This window comes from Donghicola eburneus (assembly GCF_900115865.1).
Taxonomy (GTDB): Bacteria; Pseudomonadota; Alphaproteobacteria; order Rhodobacterales; family Rhodobacteraceae; genus Donghicola; species Donghicola eburneus.
Genome location: NZ_FOXY01000010.1, coordinates 76,402 through 101,062 on the forward strand (window position 1 = coordinate 76,402; position 24,661 = coordinate 101,062).

Annotated in this window: 19 protein-coding genes and 4 tRNA genes; 9 read left to right on the forward strand and 14 right to left on the reverse strand. The window is 59.3% G+C overall.

Annotated features, from left to right (window positions below; translation table 11 throughout):
* Window positions 1-13: 13 nt before the first annotated feature.
* Together BM225_RS16695 and BM225_RS16700 are read right to left on the reverse strand one after the other, a co-directional pair.
* The gene (locus tag BM225_RS16695; protein ID WP_072705854.1) at window positions 14-1,897 is read right to left on the reverse strand and encodes a monovalent cation:proton antiporter-2 (CPA2) family protein; all 1,884 of its coding nucleotides are present in this window, start codon (window positions 1,895-1,897) and stop codon (window positions 14-16) included.
* Between the two features lie 130 nt (window positions 1,898-2,027).
* Window positions 2,028-4,304, reverse strand: coding sequence for a hypothetical protein (locus BM225_RS16700; protein WP_072705855.1), 2,277 nt, complete (start codon window positions 4,302-4,304; stop codon window positions 2,028-2,030).
* Between the two features lie 164 nt (window positions 4,305-4,468).
* Between BM225_RS16700 and BM225_RS16705 the strand changes: the two genes are divergently transcribed.
* A complete protein-coding gene (locus BM225_RS16705) occupies window positions 4,469-5,164 on the forward strand; it encodes an SIMPL domain-containing protein (protein ID WP_072705856.1) in 696 nt (231 codons plus the stop codon).
* Window positions 5,165-5,296: 132 nt separating this feature from the next.
* On the opposite strand, the gene BM225_RS16710 is transcribed toward BM225_RS16705, so the two are convergent.
* On the reverse strand, window positions 5,297-6,280 hold the full coding sequence (locus BM225_RS16710; RefSeq protein WP_072705857.1) for a hypothetical protein: 984 nt from the start codon (window positions 6,278-6,280) through the stop codon (window positions 5,297-5,299).
* A 113-nt stretch (window positions 6,281-6,393) separates the two neighbouring features.
* Window positions 6,394-6,477 (reverse strand) — tRNA-Tyr (locus BM225_RS21860).
* A 114-nt stretch (window positions 6,478-6,591) separates the two neighbouring features.
* Between BM225_RS21860 and rlmB the strand changes: the two genes are divergently transcribed.
* The gene (gene rlmB, locus BM225_RS16715; RefSeq protein ID WP_072705858.1) at window positions 6,592-7,371 is read left to right on the forward strand and encodes a 23S rRNA (guanosine(2251)-2'-O)-methyltransferase RlmB; all 780 of its coding nucleotides are present in this window, start codon (window positions 6,592-6,594) and stop codon (window positions 7,369-7,371) included.
* 479 nt (window positions 7,372-7,850) lie between these two features.
* Window positions 7,851-8,270: a CoA-binding protein gene (locus BM225_RS16725; protein ID WP_072705860.1), complete on the forward strand. Its 420-nt coding sequence runs from the start codon at window positions 7,851-7,853 to the stop codon at window positions 8,268-8,270.
* Here the strand turns inward: BM225_RS16725 and BM225_RS16730 are convergent, their stop codons facing one another.
* The 3 genes from BM225_RS16730 to hisA form a co-directional block, all read right to left on the reverse strand.
* A complete protein-coding gene (locus tag BM225_RS16730; protein ID WP_072705861.1) occupies window positions 8,271-8,582 on the reverse strand; it encodes a phosphoribosyl-ATP diphosphatase in 312 nt (103 codons plus the stop codon).
* Window positions 8,579-9,340, reverse strand: a complete 762-nt coding sequence (gene hisF / locus BM225_RS16735; RefSeq protein ID WP_072705862.1) for an imidazole glycerol phosphate synthase subunit HisF — start codon at window positions 9,338-9,340, stop codon at window positions 8,579-8,581. The genes BM225_RS16730 and hisF overlap by 4 nt, the downstream gene beginning before the upstream one ends.
* Window positions 9,341-9,418: 78 nt before the next feature.
* Entirely contained in the window at window positions 9,419-10,135 is a 717-nt protein-coding gene (hisA, locus tag BM225_RS16740; protein WP_072705863.1) for a 1-(5-phosphoribosyl)-5-[(5-phosphoribosylamino)methylideneamino]imidazole-4-carboxamide isomerase, read from the reverse strand.
* Between the two features lie 141 nt (window positions 10,136-10,276).
* Between hisA and BM225_RS16745 the strand changes: the two genes are divergently transcribed.
* Entirely contained in the window at window positions 10,277-10,654 is a 378-nt protein-coding gene (locus BM225_RS16745) for a DUF2147 domain-containing protein (protein WP_072705864.1), read from the forward strand.
* A gap of 96 nt (window positions 10,655-10,750) precedes the next feature.
* On the opposite strand, the gene hisH is transcribed toward BM225_RS16745, so the two are convergent.
* From hisH to BM225_RS16775, 6 genes are all read right to left on the reverse strand, one after another.
* Entirely contained in the window at window positions 10,751-11,389 is a 639-nt protein-coding gene (gene hisH / locus BM225_RS16750) for an imidazole glycerol phosphate synthase subunit HisH (protein ID WP_072705865.1), read from the reverse strand.
* The gene (gene hisB, locus BM225_RS16755; protein ID WP_072705866.1) at window positions 11,389-11,976 is read right to left on the reverse strand and encodes an imidazoleglycerol-phosphate dehydratase HisB; all 588 of its coding nucleotides are present in this window, start codon (window positions 11,974-11,976) and stop codon (window positions 11,389-11,391) included. Before hisB ends, hisH begins: the two co-directional genes overlap by 1 nt.
* Window positions 11,977-12,073: 97 nt before the next feature.
* Window positions 12,074-12,148, reverse strand: a tRNA-Gly gene (locus tag BM225_RS16760).
* 24 nt (window positions 12,149-12,172) lie between these two features.
* Window positions 12,173-12,247: transfer RNA gene (locus tag BM225_RS16765), tRNA-Gly, on the reverse strand.
* A 35-nt stretch (window positions 12,248-12,282) separates the two neighbouring features.
* A tRNA-Gly gene (locus BM225_RS16770) sits at window positions 12,283-12,357 on the reverse strand.
* A 181-nt stretch (window positions 12,358-12,538) separates the two neighbouring features.
* Entirely contained in the window at window positions 12,539-15,982 is a 3,444-nt protein-coding gene (locus BM225_RS16775; RefSeq protein WP_092465007.1) for a pyruvate carboxylase, read from the reverse strand.
* A gap of 406 nt (window positions 15,983-16,388) precedes the next feature.
* Here BM225_RS16775 and BM225_RS16780 point away from each other — a divergent pair, with 406 nt between their 5' ends.
* Entirely contained in the window at window positions 16,389-18,794 is a 2,406-nt protein-coding gene (locus BM225_RS16780; protein ID WP_072705868.1) for an ATP-dependent helicase, read from the forward strand.
* 510 nt (window positions 18,795-19,304) lie between these two features.
* Here BM225_RS16780 and BM225_RS16785 read toward each other — a convergent pair.
* Window positions 19,305-19,529, reverse strand: a complete 225-nt coding sequence (locus BM225_RS16785) for a DUF1127 domain-containing protein (protein ID WP_072705869.1) — start codon at window positions 19,527-19,529, stop codon at window positions 19,305-19,307.
* Window positions 19,530-21,020: 1,491 nt separating this feature from the next.
* On the opposite strand from BM225_RS16785, the gene mraZ reads away from it, so the two are divergent.
* The 4 genes from mraZ to BM225_RS16805 are packed head-to-tail and all read left to right on the forward strand — an operon-like array spanning window position 21,021 to window position 24,648.
* Complete coding sequence (gene mraZ / locus BM225_RS16790) at window positions 21,021-21,527, forward strand: division/cell wall cluster transcriptional repressor MraZ (protein WP_072705870.1); 507 nt, start codon at window positions 21,021-21,023, stop codon at window positions 21,525-21,527.
* Between the two features lie 4 nt (window positions 21,528-21,531).
* Window positions 21,532-22,518 carry a 16S rRNA (cytosine(1402)-N(4))-methyltransferase RsmH gene (rsmH, locus tag BM225_RS16795; protein WP_072705871.1) on the forward strand — a complete coding sequence of 329 codons (987 nt, stop codon included), beginning with the start codon at window positions 21,532-21,534 and terminating at the stop codon, window positions 22,516-22,518.
* 1 nt (window position 22,519) lies between these two features.
* Window positions 22,520-22,870, forward strand: a complete 351-nt coding sequence (gene ftsL / locus BM225_RS16800; RefSeq protein WP_072705872.1) for a cell division protein FtsL — start codon at window positions 22,520-22,522, stop codon at window positions 22,868-22,870.
* Window positions 22,867-24,648, forward strand: a complete 1,782-nt coding sequence (locus BM225_RS16805; RefSeq protein WP_072705873.1) for a peptidoglycan D,D-transpeptidase FtsI family protein — start codon at window positions 22,867-22,869, stop codon at window positions 24,646-24,648. The genes ftsL and BM225_RS16805 overlap by 4 nt, the downstream gene beginning before the upstream one ends.
* Window positions 24,649-24,661 lie beyond the last annotated feature (13 nt).

The following is a 24,661-nucleotide window of genomic DNA, read 5'->3' on the forward strand; positions in this document are numbered from 1 at the left end:
GAGAAGGCGTCCTTTAGGACGCCTTTTTCTTTGCCTCGGCCTGCGACTCAAGTTGCGCAAGCAGGTTCGTTTCCAGCTCTTTTTCCAATTCGCGGGCGCGGGCGATGTAGGGCTCGTTTTCGATCGAAGGCACGTCCGGATTCCACAGTTTGGCCAACTCGCTCACGGTATAGCGGTCATGGTGGTAGAACACTTTTTGCGCTTCGGCGGCTTCGAACTCTGTCATGCCAAGGTTCTCTAGCACATAGCGCCCCGCCCGGAGCGAGCTGTCGAACATCTCTCGCACGATGTCGTTCGCACCAGCAGCGTAGAGCGAATAGACGTGGTTGCGGTCATGGGCACGGGCGATGATGTGCAGGTCGGGTTGGTGTTTACGTGCATAGGCGACAAGCTTGGTGGTCGACGCGGGATCATCTAGTGCGACGACCAGAATGCGGGCCTCGTTCAATCCGGCAGCCCGTAGCAGGTCGGGGCGTGTGGGGTCGCCAAAGAACCCCTTAAATCCAAATTTGCGCATCAGTTGGATGGTTTGGATGTCGTGATCAATCACCACAGTCTTGTAGCCGCAGGACTGCACGAGACGGTTGACGATCTGCCCAAAGCGCCCGATGCCCGCAATAATTACGGGGCCTTTGTCGTCGATTTCGTCCTCGACGATCGGGGCGGCCATCGCGTTCGCGCCACGTGCTTTGCGCTCGAAAATGATGAAGAGCAGGGGCGTGATCAGCATGGTTAAGGCGACCACAAGCAAGAATACCTGTCCCTGAGCGTTGTTCAGAGCCCCAGTCTGGGTCGAGAAAGAGACCAGAACAAACCCGAATTCACCGGCCTGCGCGAGTCCAAGGGTAAACAGCCAGCGCCCTCTGGGGCGCAGCCGGAACAGACGCGCGATTATGTAGAGGATGGTGCCCTTCACCAACAGAACGGTTAGTGCCATCCCGATGATCGTCAGGGGTTTGGCAAACAGAAGGCCAAAGTTGATCCCTGCGCCCACGGTGATGAAAAAGAGCCCCAAGAGCAGCCCCTTGAAGGGCTCTAGGTCGCTTTCCAGTTCGTGGCGAAATTCGGTGTTGGCCAGCACCACACCGGCCAAGAAGGTGCCAAGCGCGGGCGACAGGCCCACCATCGTCATCAAAAGGCCAATGCCCACCACGATCAGGAGGGCCAGCGCGGTATACATCTCGCGCAGTTTGGCGGAGTGGATATAGCGGAAGACGGGTCGCGTCAGGTAGATGCCGGTCAAGATAATCGCGACCACGGCGCCCAAGGTCACCAGTGTCACGCCCCAGCCGGGCAGACCGTCCACTAGACTAATCGCGTGGTGGCCCGCCTCTTCGGGGCGGGGGATCTGGATCGAGCCATCCTCGGCAAAGCCTGGCCCTTGGGCCAGTGCAAGCAGCGGCAGGACAGCCAGCATCGGGATCACTGCGATATCTTGGGTTAGCAGGACCGAAAATGTCGCGCGCCCGCCGTTTGTCTGCACCAAGCCCTTTTCCGTAAGGGTCTGCAGCACGATCGCAGTCGAGGACAGGGACAGCACCATGCCCCCCGCAAGCGCGGTTTGCCACTCGTACCCCATCCAGATGCCAATTCCTGTAAAGGCCGCGGTTGTTAGGGTGATCTGCAGTCCGCCCATGCCGATCAGCTTGTGCCGCATGTTCCACAGGGCGCGGGGCTCTAGTTCTAGGCCAATGAGAAAGAGCATCACGACGACGCCGTATTCTGCAAAATGTTGCAGGTCCTTGGTCTCTGATCCGACGATGCCCATGACGGGCCCGATGATGATTCCTGCCGCGATGTATCCCAGTACCGATCCCAGCCCCAAGCGGGCGGCAAACGGGACTGCGATCACTGCAGCGACCAGATAAATCATGATGTCTAAGAGGATGACGTCCATTGGCGGCGGAATTCCATATCTGCAATGGCTCTAGTTTACGGCCTGCGCGCGGCTTTGCCAGTGCTGCCCCGCATATGTGCAAGGAATCTATGCTAAAGTGTGATGGCGTAGTGTCGCGGCTGCGGTGGAATTACCCTTGGGGCATCTCCAGAACGATATTCCGCCCGCCTTTGACCAGTCGGATTGCATCCGAACTGATCGAGGTGACTTGGCTGCCGTCCACGCGGTCGCCGACCTTGACCTTCTTGAAGCGGCCATTGGGCAGGCGGACCAGCGCACGGCGGCTGGATTCTGACCCGTAGACTCCGATCAGGTTCAGCTTGCGCATGGCCAGAACGTTGCTTTCAGTCGCGGCTTTGGCAACAGACGCTTTGGATGGGATCGAGGGCTGCGCAGATTTGCGCGGTGCGGCCGAGGCAACCTGCGTCTGGGGGGCAGGCTTGCTGCTCTCTACAATCTTGCCAAAGCCCTGCGGGCGCGCCTTGGGCACCAGCGAGGCTGTGGCCAGCGCATCATCGACCGCACGCTGAACAGGTTCGCTCAGGCCCGCAGTCGATCCACCAGAGGCTTCGCGGAGGGCGTCCATGACCGCGGTGGCGGTTTCGGCTTGATCGACACTGGCCAGTGTAACGCTCTCGGGAACCAGATCAGCGGGGCGGGCCTGCGGGCGGGCCATCGCGATTTCTGCCATGGTACGGCCGCCAAAACGTGCACGCTCGAACCGTTCGGCCAGATCAGTCGGACGCGCGCTGGGGCGCAGTTTGTATTCGGGTTGCTCTGCGAGCTCGGCTTCTTCCTCTGAGGCCTCTTCCTCGGTCGGGGTCAGGTCAGGGCGCTCTGGCGGAATGACGGGCGGATTGCCCAAAAAGACCCGATATCCCCCCGGCGCGAGTGTTCCTTCGGGTGTGGGCACAACGAGACCGTCCTCGCCCAAGTCGAAACGGTGTTCGGCGGCAGTCGGCAAAGACTGTCGTGGGGGCAGCTCGTCAAGGGCCAGTACATCCGTATCAGGCAAAGACACGGCATCAAGCGAGGGCACCGCGCGGTCGAGCGACGGCACATAGGCGTCATGGTCATCCGCGAAAGTCGGCATTTCAGGTGGCGTCGGGGCCATCGCATAGACGCCCGTACGGTCGTAAATGCCCTGCAACTCTTCTTCGGTCAGGATGAAAGGATCTGGGGTCTCTTCGGGTGCAGGCTCTGGCTGCGCAAGTGTGGGCAGTTCTGGCAACAAATCCGACGGCGCGCCATTCATCGCCAGCGTTTCGTCCACTTGGGCCGAGGACGGGGCAGGGGTCGACAAATCATCGCTCAAGGCGGCCATCGTCTCTGGCTCGTCTTCCAACTCAGCAATGTCGAGCTCAGAAGCTGGGACGGGCGTGATCGGAATGACAACCTCGGTCTCAGCCACTTGCTCGGGGGCGGCACCGATAAGAAGGGTCGCGGTGGCCCCCACAGCCCCCATGATCACGACAACAGCAGCGGTGGCGAGCATCCCGAGCTTTGCGGGCTCTTGATTGCTTGGCAGGGGCAGCTTGGACGAGGCCAGCATGCCGCCGATCACTGTAAACATCCCCGGGGTGCTGCTTTTACGCTCGGCTTTCAGTTTGGCAGAGCGGTCGGTATTGGGCGCCTTGGGGACAAAGCGTTGCGCCGTGAGCGTCGCTGCGCTCAGGTCGGGCGTGATCTCTGCCGGTTCTTCGGGGGTTGTGACCTCGGTAAAGGGTGCCTCGGCTTGATCTTCGCGCGCCTTAGTCGCCGTGGCCATGCCGATCAGGCCGCTGTGATCCGAGGTATCATCGAAATCAGGCAGCGGGATTTTATCGTCCACCGTCTGGATCGGATCGACCTTGGGCTCGGCTTTGCCGACAATCGAAATCAGTTCATAGTCGCGGCGGACTTCTTCGCCCTTGGGCATGACCTCGCGCGCATGAAGTGAGGTCCCTAGATAGGGCTCGACCGGATAATTTGCGTCTGGGGCAGGAATGGCGGCAAAAGAATAGGGTTGGAATCCATGTTCCAGCGCAAAGGCCTCTGCCTCGTCCAACGTCTCGTGCGCGACGGCTGCAATCGAAATATCGCCGTTGTGCAGGCGCACGCAGTCAAAGCTAAGCTGCTCAACCTTGTAGGGCGTTGCCCCCTCTAGATGGACGCGCGCCATGCTGCGCTCTGCGCCGTTGGGCACGTTCGACACTGTCAGATAGCGGATCTGTTCGTCGGGAATGATGACCTTGCAGTGCAGCCCCTCGGGGGCCAGTTGCTCTGCCTTTGCGCGCAGCTCGCCTAGGGCAGCGGGCATGTCCGGATCGTCCAGTGCGACCTCTCCGACAAGCAGCCACCCGTTATTCGCCCGCTGCAGCAGGCGAATTCCGTGAAAACTTAGCGAAAGCGCAAAATTTGTAATCATGCTTCAGTCATACCACCCACCCACCTGTGCGGGTAGCTTCGCCCAAGAGTGTGCCTCAGGATACAGCAGGAAACCGCTTAGAGAAAGACAATATACCTAAAGGGTACTTCGCAAGACCGTGCGCGCACCCCATCTTGGAAGACAGCAAAAAGAGGAGTGGCTTAATGCGATATCTCAGGACTGTAGCGGGCGCGGCGATGATCGCGATGTTGCCTGCTTGGGTGCAAGCCGCAACCATTCACGTGACCGGCACAGGCACAGTCGTCGCAGAGCCGGACATGGCCGTGATCACTTTGGGCGTGTCCGAAGAGAACCGCGAAGCATCCGAGGCGATGGAGCGTGTCTCGGCCAAAGTTGCCGAGATCCTAGAGGCCCTTGAGCTGGCTGGGATCGCCGCGCGGGACGTGCAAACCCAGAATATTTCGGTGAATCCGGTATGGAATAACAACGCGGTGGAGCGCAAGATCAGCGGGTTCGAGGCAACGAATACGGTCGCTGTGCGGGTTCGCGTCCTCGATAGCCTTGGGTATGTGATTGACCGCGTTCTGGACAAGGGCGCGAACCGGATGCACGGGCTGAGTTTCCAACTGACCGATGACACCGAATTGATGGCAGAGGCGCGGCGTGCAGCGGTGCAGGATGCTATGGCCAAAGCACAACTCTATGCAGAGGCTGCGGGTGTTACGCTGGGCTCGGTTCAGTCTATCGAAGAGACCGGAAATATGCGCGAGTTGGGCCGGATGGACATGGCAATGATGGCGGCTCCGAAGGGGGCACCAGTTGCAAAAGGCGAACTGACTCAGACGGCAACGGTGTCGATGGTTTTCGACATCGCGGAGCCTGCGGGCGGCTCGGAATAGCAAACCTGTGAAACAGCGCTGCGTTCGTCTGCAAACTCAGCTTACTGATGTGAAATTTTTGTCAGCTTAGGACGCGGAGTAGGGCATTTTTCTGCCCCGCTCTGCGCGAATAATGTCGAATCGCCACAGCGATCAGCGCATCCAGAAGCCTTCTTTCTTGATGCGGTTGCGAATGGCCTGTTCTTTGCGGGGCAGGGCATCGCGATCAAAGAGAGCACGGACCTTGGCGCCGCGACCCTGATAGATCATCCGCTTGATCGGATCGTACTGTTTTAGCACCTTCTTCAGCTTGTTTGGCGCTGTGACGGTTTCCAGCGTCTCGATCACCTTGTCGCTCTCTCGGGCGTAGGCCAGTGGCAGGACGCGGTAATGGCAGGTGGTTTTGCCATCAAGCCAGCCATCCTCCAGCGCGCCAAAACCGCCGCCAAAGCTGTGTAGAACCAACGGCAAGGCTATTTGATCGAGCCACGGCCAGATTTCTTGACACACCAGCTCTGCGGGCGGGTTGTCGCGGATGCCGGTCGCGATCTCCATGAAACGGGCACCAAAGGCCGCCGCATCGCGGTAATAGAAAAAGCCGGCGTTGAAGTAGGGGTACCGTCGCCAGAACTCTTCTGGGTAGCTGCTGTCCTCTGCCGTGCTCAGATCCAGCCCATACTGCGTATAAAGCGCGTTCCATGTGTCGTGATAGCCGGGGCCATAGAGTTCAATCTTGGGCCACGTAGGCTCGCGCCGCATGGACGCTGCGGGCCGATCGAAGTCAAAGGGAACATCGGTGATTTCGTCCAAGACCAGAGTGTCTGTGTCAAAGAACACAAACGGCTTGTCTGTCGGGACCTCTTTCAGGCACTCGATCTTGTTGGCATTAGGGTAGCCGTGTCCGAAATTCTGGTTCTCGAATGGCAGGATTTCTGCGTTCAGCGATTCCAGTGCTTCGCGGACGGCAGGTCGGATGCGCGGGTCGCCATTCCACTTGGGGCCGGGCTGCGGTTCGGCGACCAGAAGGCGCCCCTTGAATTTGGGGCTCTTGGCGCGGAGCGAAGCGGCAAAGATCAGGGCCTCGAATTCGAGACGTCCGGACTGCGCAACAATGACGATGTTGAAATCTTTGGTCATGGACCCTCGAAAAAACTTAAATCCACCTGAACTATAGGCGGGTCAAACACATTGAAAAAGAGGCGTTTTATTTTTTCGGAAGTTAGGTCCCATCCACTCTCTCAGAAGGAGAATGGTGGGCGACCCTGGAATCGAACCAGGCATGGGTCTCCCCGGCGGAGTTACAGTCCGCTGCCGCACCTTGCAGCTCGTCGCCCTGACGTGGGGCGCTGTCTAACTCCGGCCTTGGGGGGCGTCAACAGGAAAATCTCTTGTATCTCCAAGAAAGCGTAGGCAGTTAGACAGGCATCAGAAAACAAAGGGCCAAAGCCATGAAAAAACCGAAGTGGGTCGTGGAAAAAGAGCAGTCCAAGCGCGCTGCCGCCAAGGAAACGGTATGGTTGTTTGGTCTTCATGCGGTGCGCGACGCACTAGAGAATCCGGCACGCGTCAAACTGCGACTCGTGGTGACGCTGAATGCGCAGGCGAAACTGCAGGATGCGATCGACAAAGCGGGAATCACGCCCGAAGTCTCCGACCCTCGGAAGTTCGCCGCGCCCTTGGACCCGCAGTCTGTGCACCAAGGTGCCGCGCTCGAGGTCAAGGCGCTGGACTGGGGCAAGCTCGAGGATATCTGCGTCGGTCAACCCGGACGTGCGCCCCGTGTGGTGATGCTGGACCGCGTGTCGGACCCCCACAACGTGGGCGCCATCCTGCGAAGCGCAGAGGTGTTCGGTGCCTGCGCTGTGATTGCTCCTGCGCGCCATTCTGCCCCCGAAACAGGCGCACTGGCCAAAACCGCGAGCGGCGCGCTAGAGCGCCAGCCTTATCTTCGTGTAGGCAACCTGTCCCAAGCGATGGAGCGTCTGCGCGACATGGGCTACCTGCTGTTGGGTCTGGACGGCACCGCAGACAAAACCATCGAAGAGGCTTTGGAAGGCCAATCCGACCGCCCTGTGGCATTGGTGCTGGGGGCCGAGGGACCCGGCCTACGTGAAAAAACCCGCGAGACTTGCGACTCCTTGGTGAAAATTGCCTTTGCGGGTGATTTTGGATCGCTCAACGTCTCAAACGCGGCGGCGGTTGCCCTATATGCCTCTCAGGAGAAATAAAACCAAGAGGACGCCGCCATTCCAGAGCGCACGCATATCGTCACCTGTCCCTATTGCGGATCGAAGTCGACCTTCGCCTTGGCCAAGGGGGATCACGTTCACCTAACGTGTCACACATGCGGCGCTCCGGTCGAAGCGGAGCCAACGGAAAAAACGGCCAAAGCCAAGAAGGTGAAGCCGCCAAAGCCCGAATCGCCCAAGAAAGCGAAGAAGAAAAAGCGCAAGAATGGCCTGTTCGCGCGGGCAATTGAGGAGCTGTGGGATGAGGTTGAGGACTTTTTCGACTGATCTCACAACTGGTTAGATGCGATCACAGCTTATTTACATGCTCTTTAACGCGCGAAATGCTCTCTTAAATCCATGTTTATCACGAGGTCGGAACCTTCGTGGTATCTTCACTGTCCCTCGTTCCGTACCTTCGCCCGAGAGCTTTACCTCTCGGGCGTTTTTTGTGCAGCCCCCAAAAATCAGGAGCGTTTATGCCTCAGACCGATGATCAGATCCGCGACATATTGACCAGTGCACAGACAATTGCCTTGGTCGGCGCTTCGCAGAATACGGCGCGTCCCAGCTATCAGGTCGGAGAGTTTCTGACAGGGCAGGGCTATCGCGTGATCCCCGTGAACCCCGGTTTGGCGGGGCAGCAACTGTTCGGGGAAACCGTGGTCGGCACACTGGCGGAGATCACCGATCCCGTGGACATCGTGGATGTGTTCCGAGCGGGCAATGCGGTCCCTGCAATTGTGGCAGAGGCGCTGAAGCTGACAGGGCCGCGGACCATCTGGCTGCAGCTGGGTGTGGACAGCGCCGAAGGCGTGGCGCTGGCCCAAGAAAACGGCCTGAAGGTCGTTGAAAACCGCTGTCCCAAGATCGAGATGCCCCGCCTCGGGATGGTCTGATTATTTGCGCGCTGCCTTTTCGGCGATGCCAGAGGTGCCTTCGCGGCGTTCCAGCTCGGCTTCGACGTCGGAAAAGTCCACGCCGCGGGCGCGCAGCATGACCAGCAGGTGATACATCACGTCCGCCGCTTCGCCGATCAGCTTTTCGCGGTCGTTTTTCACGGCCTCGATAATGGCCTCGACCGATTCCTCACCGAATTTCTCGGCGCATTTTTCGGGGCCTTTGGACAGCAGCTTGGCGGTCCAGCTGGTGCTGGGGTCATCGCCGACGCGAGCGGCGATGGTGTCGTTCAGGCGGTGCAGAGCGCTCATGTCAGCCTCATCTCGATGCCCGCTGCGGCCATGTGCTCTTTGGCTTCGCGGATGGTGTAGTCGCCGAAGTGGAAGATAGAGGCTGCGAGAACCGCGCTTGCGTGGCCCTCGGTCACGCCCTCTACCAAGTGGTCCAGCGTGCCAACGCCGCCAGAGGCGATTACGGGCACGTCTACCGCGTCTGCAATCGCGCGAGTCAGAGGCAGGTTAAAGCCAGAGCGCGTGCCATCCTTGTCCATGCTGGTCAGCAGGATCTCTCCGGCGCCTTTGGCGACGACGGTGCGGGCAAATTCGATGGCGTCGATGCCTGTCGGCTTGCGCCCGCCATGGGTAAAGATTTCCCAGCGACCGGGCTCGACGGTTTTGGCGTCAATCGCGCAGATGATGCACTGGCTGCCGAACTGGTCCGCTGCGCGGGCAATCACATCGGGGTCCGCCACGGCGGCCGAGTTGAAGCTGACCTTGTCCGCACCTGCCAACAACAAGGCCCGCACGTCCGCGTTGGTCCGCACACCGCCGCCGACAGTCAGGGGCACAAAGCATTGCTCCGCCGTGCGGGTCACCAGATCGTACATGGTGCCACGGTTTTCGTGGGTCGCGTGGATGTCGAGGAAACAGATCTCGTCCGCGCCGGCGGCGTCATAGGCGCGCGCGGCTTCGACGGGGTCGCCCGCGTCAATGAGATCGACAAAGTTCACGCCTTTGACCACTCGGCCATCGGCAACGTCCAAACAGGGGATGATACGTGTCTTGAGCATGGGATTCTCTTAGGCGGTGGTGCGGGACGCGTCCAGCGGGGCCAAAGCAGAAGGGCCGCGCAGGGCGGCCCAATCCGGTTATTTCAGCGCGGCGATGGCTTCTTTGAGGTCCAGAGCGCCGTCATACAGCGCACGACCCGAAATCGCGCCAGAGATCACGCCGGTGTCGCGCAGAGCAGTCAGGTCAGCCAAGCTGGAGACGCCGCCCGAGGCGATGACAGGGATCTGGACCGCGCGTGCCAACGCTTCGGTCGCTTCGATGTTCGGGCCTTGCATAGCGCCGTCGCGGTTGATGTCGGTGTAGATGATTGCGGCCACACCAGCGTCTTCGAAGGATTTGGCCAGATCGGTGACCATCACGTCGGTTTCTTCGGCCCAGCCTTTGGTGGCGACTTTGCCGTTGCGGGCGTCGATGCCCACAGCGACCTTGCCGGGGAATTCGCGGGCGGCTTCGCGGACCAGATCGGGGTTCTCGACGGCAACGGTGCCAAGGATCACGCGGGCCAGCCCCTTTTCGATCCAAGTGGCGATGGTTTTCATGTCGCGGATACCGCCGCCAAGCTGTGCGGGAACGTTTGTTTCGGCAAGGATCGCCTCGACTGCTGCGCCATTCACAGGCTCGCCCGCGAAGGCGCCGTTCAGGTCCACCAAGTGCAGCCATTCGCAGCCTGCGTCCTGAAATGCCTTGGCTTGGGTCGCGGGGCTGTCCGAGAACACGGTTGCCTTGTCCATATCGCCGCGAAGAAGGCGCACGGCCTGTCCGTCTTTGAGGTCGATGGCGGGATATAGGATCATGGCGCGGGCTCCGGTCGATGCTGTCAGAAGTTGGTCTGGCAAATGGCACGAGCGGGGGCGAAATGCAACGGACCTGACGTTAGGCTTGATTCGTAAGGCAGGCTCGCTCAGGCTGAGGCAACTCATTAGGAGGAGATGGGGATGAAGACGTTTATTCTGGCGCTGGCCATGGGGGTGGCAGGTGTCGCAGCGCAGGCCGAAGGTGTCTATGGCACGTGGCAGACCGAAACCAGCGATAAGGGCGCTTACCTACATGTGCGGGTTGGGCCCTGCGGCGAGAAAGTGTGCGGCGTAATCGACAAGGTGATTGGCGGTGACGAGAGCATCACCGGCAAGACAATCATCTGGGATATGGCGGACGCTGGGGGCGGCGCGTTCAACGGCGGCAAGATTTGGGCGCCGGATCAGGACAAGACTTACAAGAGTAAGATGGCGCTAGAGGGCAACGCTCTGATCGTATCGGGCTGTGTTCTGGGAGGCGCCATTTGCCGGTCCCAGAATTGGAGCCGTGTGAACTAATTTCGCATCTTTGGATGTGAGAGACCCCGCCGTGGTGTTGGCCGCGGCGGGGTTTTATTTGAGTATTTTTGCAAAGCAGAAAGGCTGACCGTCGTCTTAAGGTTTCCAGTTGAGGAAGTTGGCAATCAGGTGCAGGCCGATTTGTTGGCTTTTCTCGGGGTGGAACTGGAAGCCGAGCAGGTTGTCGCGGCCGACGATGGCGGTGACTTCGGTGCCGTAGTCCACGTGGGCAAGGCGCTCGGCGGCGGTGTCTACGGTGAAGTGGTAGGAGTGCACGAAATAGGTGTGATCGCCCGTTTTCACGCCGTCAAAGACGGGGTGGGGGGTGCCGATCACCAGATCGTTCCAGCCCATGTGCGGCACTTTCAGGGTGCTGTCGGTGGGGCGGATTTTGTCGACGGTGCCTGCGATCCAGTCAAAACCATTGGTCTCGGTGTATTCCAAGCCGTGCGTGGCCAGCATTTGCATGCCGATGCAGATCCCGAGGAAGGGTTTGCCCTGTTTGATGGCGACTTCCTCGATGGCTTCGAACAGGCCCGAGTGGTTGAAGAGCGCCTGTTGGCAGGCGGGAAAAGCCCCGTCGCCGGGCAGGACGACGCGGTCGGCTTTGCGTACGACCTCGGGGTCGGCGGTGACGATCACAGGGCCGTGGCCCTGTTCTTGGGCCATGCGCTGGAATGCCTTTTCCGCCGAGTGCAGGTTGCCGCTTTCGTAGTCGACGATCACCGTGGTCATCAGAGCGCGCCCTTGGTCGAGGGCAGGGCGCCTGCGGCGCGGGGATCGGGCTCGACCGCTTGGCGCAGCGAACGGGCCACGGCCTTGAACGCGGCTTCGGCGATGTGGTGGCTGTTGAACCCATTCAGGCAGGCGATGTTCAGAGTGATGCCGCCGTGGGTGCTGAGCGCCTGAAAGAATTCGCGCACCAGTTCCGTGTCGAAGGTACCGATCTTCTCGCTCGGGAAAGTCATGTCAAAGTGCAGGAAGGGGCGGTTCGACAGATCGAGCGCCGCACGCACCAGTGTGTCGTCCATGGGCAAGAGGCAGCTGCCATAGCGGTTGATGCCCTTTTTGTCGCCGACCGCCTCTTTGATCGCCTGACCAAGCGCGATGCCCGTATCCTCGACCGTGTGGTGGTCGTCAATGTGCAGATCGCCGTTGGCACGCGCGGTGATGTCGATCATCGAGTGGCGGGCCAATTGCTCCATCATGTGGTCGAAAAAGCCTACGCCGGTCTTGATGTCATACTTACCGGTGCCGTCCAGATCGACGGATACGCTGATCTGGGTTTCAGTGGTGTTACGGGTGATTTCGGCGCGTCGCATGGGCCCCTCCGTTAGAACTCGCGGCCTTGTAGCGCGATGTGGGGGCAAGGCCAAGCGGCCCGTGTCATGTTCTGTCGTCGGAAAGTTTTGGTCTGTATGGAGCGGGCGAGGCGATTCGAACGCCCGACCCTAACCTTGGCAAGGTTATGCTCTACCCCTGAGCTACGCCCGCACTCTCATACAGTTATCGGTTTTCTGGAGCGGGCGAGGCGATTCGAACGCCCGACCCTAACCTTGGCAAGGTTATGCTCTACCCCTGAGCTACGCCCGCTTCCTTGGGAAAACCGATCCCTATCTACCTTCTTCTGGAGCGGGCGAGGCGATTCGAACGCCCGACCCTAACCTTGGCAAGGTTATGCTCTACCCCTGAGCTACGCCCGCACCGTTGAAGGTGAGGCGCTGTTTAATGCCGTCCCGCAAAGGCTGCAAGAGGAAAAAGCGACCTTTTCTCAGGAAATTTCTATGGTCCGTTCGGACATCTTGTTTTCCGGTGTTTTTCAAAGCCGGAATGAAAAAGGCGCGCCGTTTTGGGCGCGCCTTTGTGTTATTCTACAGGGCGGGATTACTCCAGCTCAACCAGCAGGTCCTTGGCGTCGATCTGGTCGCCCGGTTTGATGTGGACCGCTTTGACCACGCCGGATTTTTCAGCGTGCAGACCGGTTTCCATCTTCATCGCTTCGATGGTCAGAATCAGATCGCCGTCGTTGACCTTCTGGCCCGGTGTGACGCTAACCGAGGCGATGACGCCTGGCATAGGTGCGCCCACATGGGCAGCGTTGCTTGCTTCGGCCTTGGGGCGGACCGTGGTGGTCGCCTTGACCTTGCGGTCGGGCACGCGGATTACGCGAGGCTGACCGTTCAGTTCGAAAAAGACCTTTACCTCGCCCTTGTCATCCGCTTCGCCAAGCGCTTGCAGGCGGATTTCCAAGGTCTTGCCGGGGTCAATCTCTACGCTGATCTCATCGCCGGGCTCCATTCCGTAGAAGAAGCTGGAGGTCGGCAGGGTGCGCACAGGGCCATAGGTTTTGTGGCGCGCCACGTAGTCGCTAAAGACCTTGGGATACATCAGGTAGCCATTCAGGTCCTCGTCATCGAGGGTATCGTCGAGCTCCAGTTCCTTGGTCGCAGCCAGACGGGTTTCCTCGATGTCGATTGGCTTGGCGCTCAGGCCAGGACGGTCTGTGTTCGGCTTTTCGCCCTTGAGCACCTTGGTGATGATGCTGTCGGGGAAGCCACCCGGGGGCTGGCCCAGGTTGCCGCGCATCATATCCACGACCGAGTCGGGGAAGGCGATGTCGCGGTTCGGATCTTCGACGTCCGCGCGGGTCAGGCCTTGGGAGACCATCATCAGCGCCATGTCACCGACCACCTTGGACGAGGGGGTCACTTTCACGATGTCGCCGAACATCTGGTTCACGTCCGCATAGGCGTGGGCGACCTCGTGCCACTTTTCCTCTAGGCCGAGGCTGCGGGCCTGCGCCTTGAGGTTGGTGAACTGACCGCCGGGCATCTCGTGCAGGTAGACCTCGGACGAGGGCGACGCGAGGCCGCTTTCGAACGCGGCGTATTGTGCACGCACCTGTTCCCAATAGTCGCTGATCTGGCGCACGGCTTCGATGTCCAGTCCACTGTCGCGGTCTGAGTGACGCAGTGCTTCGACAATCGAGCCCAGAGCGGCCTGCGAGGTGCCCCCCGAGAACGCGTCCATGGCCGCATCGACCGCGTCGACGCCCGCTTCGGCAGCGGCCAGAATGGTCGCGCCCGCAATGCCGCTGGTGTCGTGGGTGTGGAAGTGGACGGGCAGGCCGACCTCTTCTTTCAGGGCTTTGATCAGGATGCGCGCAGCGCCGGGTTTCAGTAGGCCCGCCATGTCCTTCAGGCCAAGAATATGCGCGCCAGCTGCCTTCAGTTCCTGCGCCATGGCCACGTAGTACTTTAGGTCGTACTTTGCGCGGTCAGGGTTCAGGATGTCGCCAGTGTAACATACGGTACCTTCGAGGATTTTGTCGGTTTCCAGCACGGCATCCATCGCGACGCGCATGTTTTCAACCCAGTTCAGGCTGTCGAACACGCGGAAGATATCCACGCCGGTCTCAGCCGCCTGTTCGACAAAGAACTTCACGACATTGTCGGGGTAGTTGGTGTAGCCCACACCGTTCGCCCCACGCAGCAGCATCTGGGTCAGCAGATTGGGCATACGGGCGCGCAGGTCGCGCAGACGCTGCCACGGGCATTCCTGCAAGAAGCGGTAGGCCACGTCGAACGTCGCGCCACCCCAGCATTCGACCGAGAACAGCTGGGGCAGGTTGTGTGCGTAGGCAGGGGCGACCTTGACCATGTCGAACGACCGCATGCGGGTCGCCAGCAAGGACTGGTGGCCGTCACGCATGGTGGTGTCTGTCAGCAGCAGTTGCTTCTGCGCCGCCATCCAGTCGGCCACGGCCTGCGGGCCCTTCTCATCCAGGAGGGTTTTCGAACCGGCTGCGGGCGCATCGGCCAACAGTTGCGGCGCGCGCGGGTTGATGTCCGAGCGGGGCTTCACGCGGCCAGCGGTTTCGGGGTGACCGTTGACACTGATGTCCGCGATATAGGTCAGAACCTTGGTGCCGCGGTCACGGCGGGCGCTGAAGTCAAAGAGTTCGGGAGTCGTGTCGATAAACTTGGTTGTGTATTCGTTCGACAGGAAGGTCGGGTGCTTTAGCAGGTTTTCCACGAACGCGATGTTGGTGGAGACGCCGCGAATCCGGAATTCGCGCAGGGCGCGGTCCATGCGAGCGATCGCGGCCTCGGGTGTTGGGGCCTTGGCGGTCACTTTGGTCAGCAGCGAGTCATAATAGCGTGTGATGACTGCGCCCGAATACGCCGTGCCACCGTCCAGACGGATGCCCATGCCAGTTGCCGAGCGATAGGTGGTGATCCGGCCATAGTCGGGGATGAAGTTGTTCTGTGGGTCTTCGGTGGTCACACGGCACTGCAGGGCGTGGCCGGTCAGCACGATGTCTTCCTGCTTGGATTTGCCGGTCGCCTCTTCCAGTGTCTTGCCTTCTGCGATCAGGATCTGAGCGCGGACGATGTCGATGCCGGTGACTTCTTCGGTGACGGTGTGCTCCACCTGAACGCGGGGGTTCACTTCGATGAAGTAGAAGTTGCCCGAGTCCATATCCATCAGGAATTCGACGGTGCCGGCGCACTCGTAGTTCACATGGGCGCAGATTTTCTTGCCCAACTCACACAGTTCGGTGCGCTGTTCTTCGGATAGGTAGGGGGCAGGGGCACGCTCGACGACCTTCTGGTTGCGGCGTTGAACCGAACAGTCCCGCTCCCATAGATGGTAGATGCCGCCGTGCTTGTCGCCAAGGATCTGAACCTCCACGTGACGAGCGCGAATGATCATCTTTTCCAGGTAGCCTTCGCCGTTGCCGAAAGCGGCTTCGGCCTCGCGGCGGCCTTCGCTGACCTTGGTGGCCAGTTCGGATTCGGCTTCGATTGGGCGCATGCCGCGACCGCCGCCACCCCAAGACGCTTTGAGCATCAACGGGTAGCCAATCTCGGCGGCCTCTTTCTTGATGGCCTCCATGTCGTCACCCAGAACCTCGGTAGCGGGGATGACAGGCACACCGGCCTCGACCGCAACGCGGCGGGCGCTGGCCTTGTCACCTAGGGCGCGCATGGTCTCGGCCTTGGGGCCGATAAAGGTGATGCCGTTCGCGGCGCAAGCCTCGACGAAATCGGGATTTTCAGACAGCAGACCGTAGCCCGGATGGATCGCGTCCGCGCCGCACTCCTTGGCGACTCGGATGATTTCGGGGATCGACAGATACGCTGCGACCGGGCCCATGCCTTCGCCGATGCGATAGGCTTCGTCCGCCTTGAAGCGGTGAAGGCTCAGTTTGTCTTCTTCGGCATAGACGGCGACCGTCTTCTTGCCCATCTCGTTTGCGGCCCGCATCACGCGGATCGCGATTTCCCCCCGGTTCGCAATGAGGATCTTTTTAAACTCGGTCATAATTAGGTGTCCCGACATAGTCTCACAGGTTTTGCCACTCGCACGGCATGGAAGAGTGCGATCGCTAACTCCCCTGATAGCGATAACACTCCTTTAAAATCAGACAGCAAGCAGATGTTGCTGCACGTGCAGCGTGATAATTTTTCAGCGCCGCGCAAGTGCGAAATTTCACACACTTTCGGATTTGCAGGACGATACCGTTAACACCTACGTTATGCTGGTTGCGCTAAATGTTATGTTTATCAGTCTGTTACATTGCCGAAATTTGCAGATTTGCTAGAGAGAATTTTTTTGAAGAATTTGCAAGAATAATTGCAAACCCGTTGGGGCGTGCTCATTGGAAAATTTGTGAACATTTTGGGAACACCTCTTTTCCTTGGGGCAGCGGCAGGCTATTTTGCCGGACATGAGCAGCTTTGATGAATTCGATGCCTTCGAAGGCGCCTCCTTGTCCGCACGTGCCATGGCCGCGCGGCCGTCGCCCTATCTGGACGATCTGAACCTTGCGCAACGCGAGGCGGTCGAGGCGCTGGATGGCCCTGTGCTGATGCTGGCTGGTGCTGGCACCGGCAAAACCAAGGCGTTGACCTGCCGCATCGCCCATCTGCTGAACACGGGCCGCGCGCGTCCGAATGAGATTTTGTCGGTGACCTTCACCAACAAAGCGGCGCGCGAGATGAAAGATCGCGTGGGCCGTTTGATGGGCCAAGCGGTCGAGGGGATGCCGTGGCTTGGTACGTTCCACTCGATCTGCGTGAAGCTGTTGCGCCGGCATGCGGAACTCGTGGGGCTGAAGTCGAATTTCACGATTCTCGACACGGACGACCAGATTCGGCTGCTAAAGCAACTGCTCAAGGCCTACAACATCGACGACAAACGCTGGCCTGCGCGCCAGCTGTCGGGGGTGATTGGCCATTGGAAGAATCGCTGCTGGCTGCCCGAGCAAGTTCCAGGGGGCGAGGCTGCCGCATTCAACAACCGCGGGATCGAGCTCTACAAAGCCTATCAGCTGCGCCTGCGCGAACTGAACGCCGTCGATTTTGATGACCTCTTGCTGCACATGGTCACGATTTTCCAGCGTCACCCCGACGTGCTGGAGCAGTACCAGCGCTGGTTCAAATACATCCTCGTGGACGAGTATCAGGATACCAACGTCGCGCAGTATCTGTGGCTGCGTCTGTTGGCGCAGGGGCACCGGAATATTTGCTGCGTCGGCGATGATGATCAGTCGATTTATGGCTGGCGTGGGGCCGAAGTGGGCAACATCCTGCGCTTTGAAAAGGATTTTGACGGCGCGCATGTGGTCCGGCTGGAGCAAAACTACCGCTCGACCCCCCATATTCTGGCAGCGGCCTCTAACGTGATCCGTGGCAACGAATCCCGTCTGGGCAAAGAGCTGTGGACTGACAAGGATGAGGGCGAAAAGGTTCGACTGATCGGCCATTGGGACGGCGACGAAGAGGCCCGCTGGATCGGTGAGGAAATTGAAGCGCTCCAGCGTGGGACGAGGGGACTGCGTCCGTATTCATTGGACGAAATGGCTATTTTGGTGCGCGCCTCCCATCAAATGCGCGGCTTCGAAGACCGTTTCCTGACGATTGGCCTGCCTTATCGCGTTATCGGCGGCCCGCGTTTCTATGAGCGGCAAGAGATTCGCGATGCCATGGCCTATTTCCGTGTGGTGACGTCGAATGATGACGATCTGGCGTTTGAGCGGATTGTGAACACGCCGAAGCGCGGTCTCGGAGATAAGGCGCAACAGAACATTCAACAAACCGCGCGGCACCATGGGGTGTCTTTGGTCGAAGGTGCGCGGATCTTGCTGGACGAGAAGGGGATCGGTGGCAAAGGGGCCAAAGAACTGCGCATTCTGCTCGATGGGATCGAGCGCTGGTCGGAGGTTGCGCGCACGCACACCAGCCGCGCTGTTCTTGACGACGATGAGGCAGTGATCGACGACGGCGGCGCGCGCACCTCCATGACTCATATGGAGCTGGCCGAAATCATTCTGGATGAGTCCGGCTACACAGCGATGTGGCAAAACGACAAAACGCCCGAGGCGCCAGGCCGCTTGGAAAACCTGAAGGAACTGGTGAAGGCGCTAGAAAGCTTCGAAAACCTGCAGGGGTTCTTGGAGCATGTCAGCCTCGTCATGGACAACGAGTCCGATGCCGAGGGCGCAAAGGTATCGATCATGACATTGCACGCGGCCAAGGGTCTGGAGTTTCCAGCCGTATTCTTGCCTGGTTGGGAGGATGGCCTGTTTCCGTCCCAGCGGGCGATGGATGAAAGCGGTCTTAAGGGCCTCGAGGAAGAGCGCCGTCTTGCCTATGTCGGCATCACCCGCGCCGAAGAGATTGCAACCATTAGCTTCGCGGGCAATCGCCGCGTCTACGGACAATGGCAGAGCCAGATGCCCTCTCGGTTTGTAGATGAATTGCCAGAGGAACATGTCGAGGTTCTTACCCCGCCCGGTCTATATGGCGGCGGGTATGGTGCGGCCAGTCCCATGTCGTCCCGTTTGGATGAGCGGGCCGCAAGCGCCGATGCGTATAATTCCCCCGGTTGGAAGCGCTTGCAAGAGCGCAGCGGGAGCCGTCCCGTCAGTCAACCGCGCGAGTCTCGCGCGCCGGTGATAGATGCGCAGGCCATCAGCAGTCACACGGTCGGCGAGCGTGTGTTCCACCAGAAATTTGGCTACGGCGAAATCATTGGGATTGAGGGCGATAAATTGGAGATCGCTTTTGACAAGGCCGGAACCAAGAAGGTCGTCGCCAAATTCGTGACGACACCGAACGACATCCCGTTCTAAAGCGCCGCACATCGGTACGTTATTGAGGTCGCCTTCGGGCGGCCTTTTTCATTTTCTGAAGTGAAAAATAAAAAAGCGGTGGCGCCAGGGAGGAGGAGAGGCGCCACCGCTAAAATACAGATGCTGCAGGGAGGAGGAGAGCAGCCTCTGATTTCGGATTAGGGTGCGGCGATATCCAGGGAGGAGGAGAGGATATCGCCGCTGATCTACAGAATGCTCAGGGAGGAGGAGAGAGCATCCTGATCTCGAATTAGGTGCGGCGACACAGGGAGGAGGAGAGTGTCGCCGCTAGATTACAGAATGCTCAGGGAGGAGGAGAGAGCATCCTGATCTCAAACTTGATGCGGCAACACTCAGGGAGGAGGAGAGAGTGTTGCCGCTGATAACAGACGCCGCAGGGAGGAGGAGAGCGGCTATCTGAACCTTGTTGGGTTGGCGGTGGACCAAAGGGAGGAGGAGGTCACCGCCAGATCACAGATGCGAGGGAGGATCGCACCTGAAATCGAATTCTTAGACAGCGCCGTAGCGCTCGTTTGCTGCGGCGATCGCCACGCCCATGATCTGCGACCGGTGCATGCCCAGGTCTGCCAGCTCGCGACCGGACAGAGCGTTCAACTCTTTCACAGTCTCGCGGATCAGCATCTGACGAGCGATCTTTGCTTTCAGGGTGTCAAAGAAACCGGTTACACCGTTTTTCTGAGCGCCCTGTGCGCGGATGTCTGATGCGTATGCCATTGGTACAGCCTTCAACTTTGAACTTCTTTAGAGTGACGTCCCTTCGAGTGCTGCTCGTCTGGATGTGTGCCGCTCTGTTGATACTGAATGTACGCTAATGCTGCAGATGCACAATCCCGCGAAGGTTCAAGGCCGCTATGCATATCGTGCATGCCTATTCTGCCCATGAATTAGGCGGATTTTTGATCAATAGGGCTTGTTTTCAGCAGCTCTTGTCTGTGGTTCCGCTAACATCACCCGGCAAGCTGGCATGCGCTCAGCGTATGGCACGGCCTTTAAAATATGTGGAATTCCCAAATATTTAGCCGTGATCCCACTATTTTTGGGGAGGCGATATGGGGCGCGTGCAAGTTGGGAACGCGTCATTTTCGGCTTTTTCGGATTCGAAGCCACCCCTCTTTTAGGTGTGTGGCGAAAACAACACAGGCGTCTGTGGCGCGGGCATCTGGCCGTGATTCCATGGATTGCCGGTGTGAAGTGATGGGCGGGAGCGAGTCGGCGATGTGACCCCGTGCTTAGTCGGGCGCGCCGATGGGCTAAGATGGGAAACAGGTCAGAACGCCAGCCGGTGCCATGCGATCCCACCACGGACCACTTCGACGCGCCTTCCGAGGAGCCGAGTTCGGCGTCTCTCTGACGCCTATAATTAGAGAGTGCGCTCCAAAGTGCCGAAAAGTGGGGTTCGGCCCCACACCGCACGATTTGGCGATGGCGATTCCATGGGAAATCGTGGGACGGGATTTGGGACGCCATGAGAATTGCCCAGATTCACGGCCAATCGAGAGCCCGTGATAAAAGAGGTCCACTTTTTTAGGCGCGTATCTGGCGCGTTTATCCACAGAGAACTGCGAAGAACGGCGCGTATCTATGGGAATCGACTGAAAATTCCAGAATCTAGGTCTCGTACCGCCATGGGACTGCATGGTCCGAAGGCCTGACTTACGGGTGAATGGAATCACAAACACGCGCGATTCCGTGAGTCCGTGGAACTTATGCCCGATTTGTTGCCCAAACTTTCGATAATCCTGAAAGTTTTTTTGGCAATTTTGCCGCAAACTTATCCACACAGTGGAAGTCTAGATGATGTGTCCGAAGCTGACTATCGCGCCTATATATTCCCGTTTTGAGAGATTCAGCTTCGCAAAATGAGAGAAGAGCTGACACTTATCCACACGGGTAGGTGGGGCGGTTCCCCAAAAAAACCGTTGATTACCATGATTTCCCATGGCATCCCTAAGTCACAAGATGAGAACGGGCAAATAAAGGGACGACAAAAGATCCCGAAAAGGCTCAGGCAGTTTCATACAGGCACCCCGCTTTCATCAAAATAGATCCGGCTGGTGGGCAGTATACATCCCCCCAGGTGGCTTGCACAGCCGGACACCCAGTAATGGGACGAGGGGCGGCGGGTTGAGCAGTGGCAGACGCTCAACCCGCCGTTTTCGTTTCATCACCCGATAAACCAAGAACGACCTGGGGACGGAGCGGGCAGTGAGCCAACAGTGGTTCATAGGCGAGAGCCACCACAAGGTGGATACGAAAGGTCGGGTCTCTATTCCCGCTGCCTTCCGTAAAGTGCTTGCCGCTGGCGATCCCGAATTCTCCGAAGGTGCGAACCCGCAGGTTGTTGTTGTCTACGGCGACGCGCGCCGCGACTATCTTGAATGCATGACCATCAAGGCCATGAACAAGATTCAGCGCAAAATGCTGAAGATGCCCCCCGCGAGCCCGCAGCGCCGCGCTTTGCAGAAGATGTATTCGACCCAAGCTCTGGTCACGTCGGTGGACGAGACAGGTCGTCTGGTGTTACCCGCCAAGCTCCGCAACAAGATCGGCATCAGCAATGAGGCCGTGTTTGCCGGCACAGGCGAGAATTTCCAGATCTGGAGCACCGAGACCTACGAGATCGAAAACGGCCTGGTGACAGGCGACGACGACTTCGATCCGAACCTCGATCCTTCTCACTACCTGTTCGGCGACGACGAAGACGAGGAATAATCAGATGTCGCAGGACACCCAGACTGGCGCCCCGCATATTCCGGTATTGATCCGGCCTTTGATTGCGGCGGTTGCGCCGGTGACCGGCGTGTGGCTGGACGGCACCTTTGGGGCAGGGGGATACACCCGCGAACTGCTGGCCGCAGGTGCGGACAAAGTGTACGGCGTTGATCGCGATCCCTTGGCTCATGAAATGGCTCAGAAGTGGGTTGGCGAGTATGACGGGCGCATCGAGCTGGTGCGCGGCACGTTTTCTCGCCTAGATGAATACGCGCAGGATCTGGATGGTGTGGTGCTGGACCTTGGGGTCAGTTCCATGCAGCTCGATTTGGCAGAACGTGGCTTCAGCTTTATGCGCGACGGGCCGCTTGACATGCGGATGTCTCAGGACGGACCCAGCGCGGCGGATTTGGTGAACGAGGCCAGCGAAGCCGAACTGGCCGACATTATATACCTGTTCGGAGAAGAGCGTGCCTCGCGCCGCATCGCCAAGGCGATTGTCAAAGCCCGCGCGCTTGAGCCCATCACCACGACCCTGCGCCTGACCGAAATCGTCGAAAGCTGCCTGCCGCGCCCGAAACCCGGACAGGCCCATCCCGCCACGCGTACCTTCCAGGCCCTGCGGATCGCGGTGAACGACGAATACGAAGAGCTGTTGGGTGGTTTGATGGCCGCTGAACGGGCGCTGAAGCCCGGTGGCAAGCTGGCGGTTGTGACCTTTCACTCGATCGAGGACCGGATCGTCAAACGCTTCCTGACCCAAGCGTCAGGTGGGGGTGGGCGGGCGAACCGTTACGCGCCCGAGACGGAACAGCCAAAAGAACGTTTCAAATTGACGCCTCGCAAGGCGATCGCCCCCGATTCAGAAGAGTTAAAGATCAACCCGCGGGCCCGCTCGGCCAAGCTGCGTGTGGCTATGCGGACCGAGGCAGAGGCTGGCGCTATCGATGAAGATGCCCTTGGCCTGCCGCGACTGAAGAGGAACGGATAGAATGCGCACCCTGTTCGGGATTCTGACGGCTGTTGTTGTGATTGGCTTGGCCTACTGGGCTTATGGCGAAAACTATCGCACCCAAGATGCCTTGGCCGAGTCCCGCAAGGTGAGCAACGAGATTGAGGCCGCGCGCTCGCGTCTGGCGGTGTTGCGCGCGGAATGGGCCTATTTGAACCGGCCCGACCGTCTGCGCGATTTGGCAGAGCTGAACTTTGACAGCCTTGGTTTGCTGCACATGACGGCTGACCATTTTGGCGAGATTTCAGAGATCGCTTATCCCGTTCCTGTGAACCCTTTGTTCGATGAACCTGTAGAGCTGTCCAGCGACCAACTGGAGATGATGCAATGATCCGCACGCCTCTGCGACCCTTGGCCCGTATTCTTGAAGCTCGCGACAAAGGCGAAAATCCCGACGCGATCGAACGCGAGAACCTGCGCCTGCGTCACGAACAGATGCGGGATAAGATGCGCGGCCGTGCCGAAAGCCGTCTGCTGGTCATGGGTATTCTGTTCTTCTGTGGGTTCTTGATGGTGGGCACGCGCATGGCGCTTTTGGCCTCGACCGATCCAGAAGAGCCCCAAGCCACTGTGCGCTCGGCGCAGATTGTGTCTCAGCGGGCGGACATTGTGGACCGCGAAGGGCGCATTCTGGCGACCAACATGCAGACCAACCACCTGTATGCGCATCCGCAGGACATGGTGGATCCGGTGCATACGGCCAAAGAACTGGTCAAGATTTTCCCCGAGTTGAAAGAAGAGCGTCTGCTCAAAGATTTCACCGGCAAGCGCAAATTCCTGTGGATTCGCCGCCAGTTGAGCCCCGAGCAGGTGCAGGCGGTGCATGACATTGGCGAACCGGGCCTGAACTTTGGCCCCCGCGAAACCCGCCTGTATCCAAATGGCTCAATCGCCAGCCATATTCTTGGCGGCGCGTCCTATGGGCGTGAAGGTGTAGCCTCGGCCGAGGTTGTGGGCATTGCAGGTGTGGAAAAGGTCTATGACGAATTTCTGCGTGATCCGTCCAATGGCAGCCAGCCTCTGCAGCTTTCATTGGACCTGACCGTTCAGGCCGCAGCGGAAAAGGTGCTTGAGGGCGGCATGATGCTGATGAATGCCAAGGGCGCGGCCGCTGTCGTGATGGACATCAAGACTGGCGAACTGATCAGCCTTGTCAGTCTGCCCGATTTTGACCCGAACAACCGCCCCGTGCCGCTGACCAAAGGGTCTGCTGGGGACAGCCCGCTCTTTAACCGTGCGGTTCAGGGCGTGTATGAGCTGGGCTCGACCTTCAAACTCTTTGCCGCCGCGCAGGCGCTGGAACTGGGTCTGGTCACGCCAGAAACCAAGCTAGACACCAAAGGTCCGCTGCGTTGGGGCCGTTTCCGAATTCGCGACTTCCACAACTATGGCTCGCAACTGAGCGTGACCGAGACCATCGTAAAGTCGTCAAACATCGGCACCGCGCGATTGGCGCTGCTGATCGGGACCGAACGGCAGAAGGACTTCCTTGACCGTTTGGGTCTGCTCGAGAAGCCCACGGTTGAAATCCTCGAGGCCTCGGGCGCGAAGCCTCTGACCCCGAAAAAGTGGTCGGAACTGTCGTCTCTGACCATCAGCTATGGTCACGGTTTGTCTGTCTCGCCCGTGCATCTGGCGGGGGCTTATGCCAGCGTGCTGAATGGGGGCACACGGGTGAACCCGACCTTGCTGAAACAATCCGGACCCCAGAATGGCGAACGCATCGTGTCCGAGCGCACTTCGGCGCAGGTTCGGTCGATGCTGCGTCAGGTGGTCACCAAAGGCACCGCCAGCTTTGGCGAAGTGCCCGGCTACGCGGTTGCGGGCAAAACCGGCACTGCGGACAAGCCCAAGCCCACCGGTGGCTATTACAAGGACAAGGTCATTGCGACTTTTGCCAGCGTCTTTCCCGCCCATGATCCGAAATACGTGGTCATTGTTACCTTGGACGAACCCGAAGACCGCATGAGCGACGAACCCCGCCGCACCGCTGGCTGGACGGCCGTTCCCGTGGCGGCAGAACTCATCGGTCGCATTGCTCCGCTCATGGGGCTGCGACCCGAAGTTGAACCCGCTGCCGTAGGTGAGGTAACACTCGCCTCACATTGATCGGTCGAAAGGC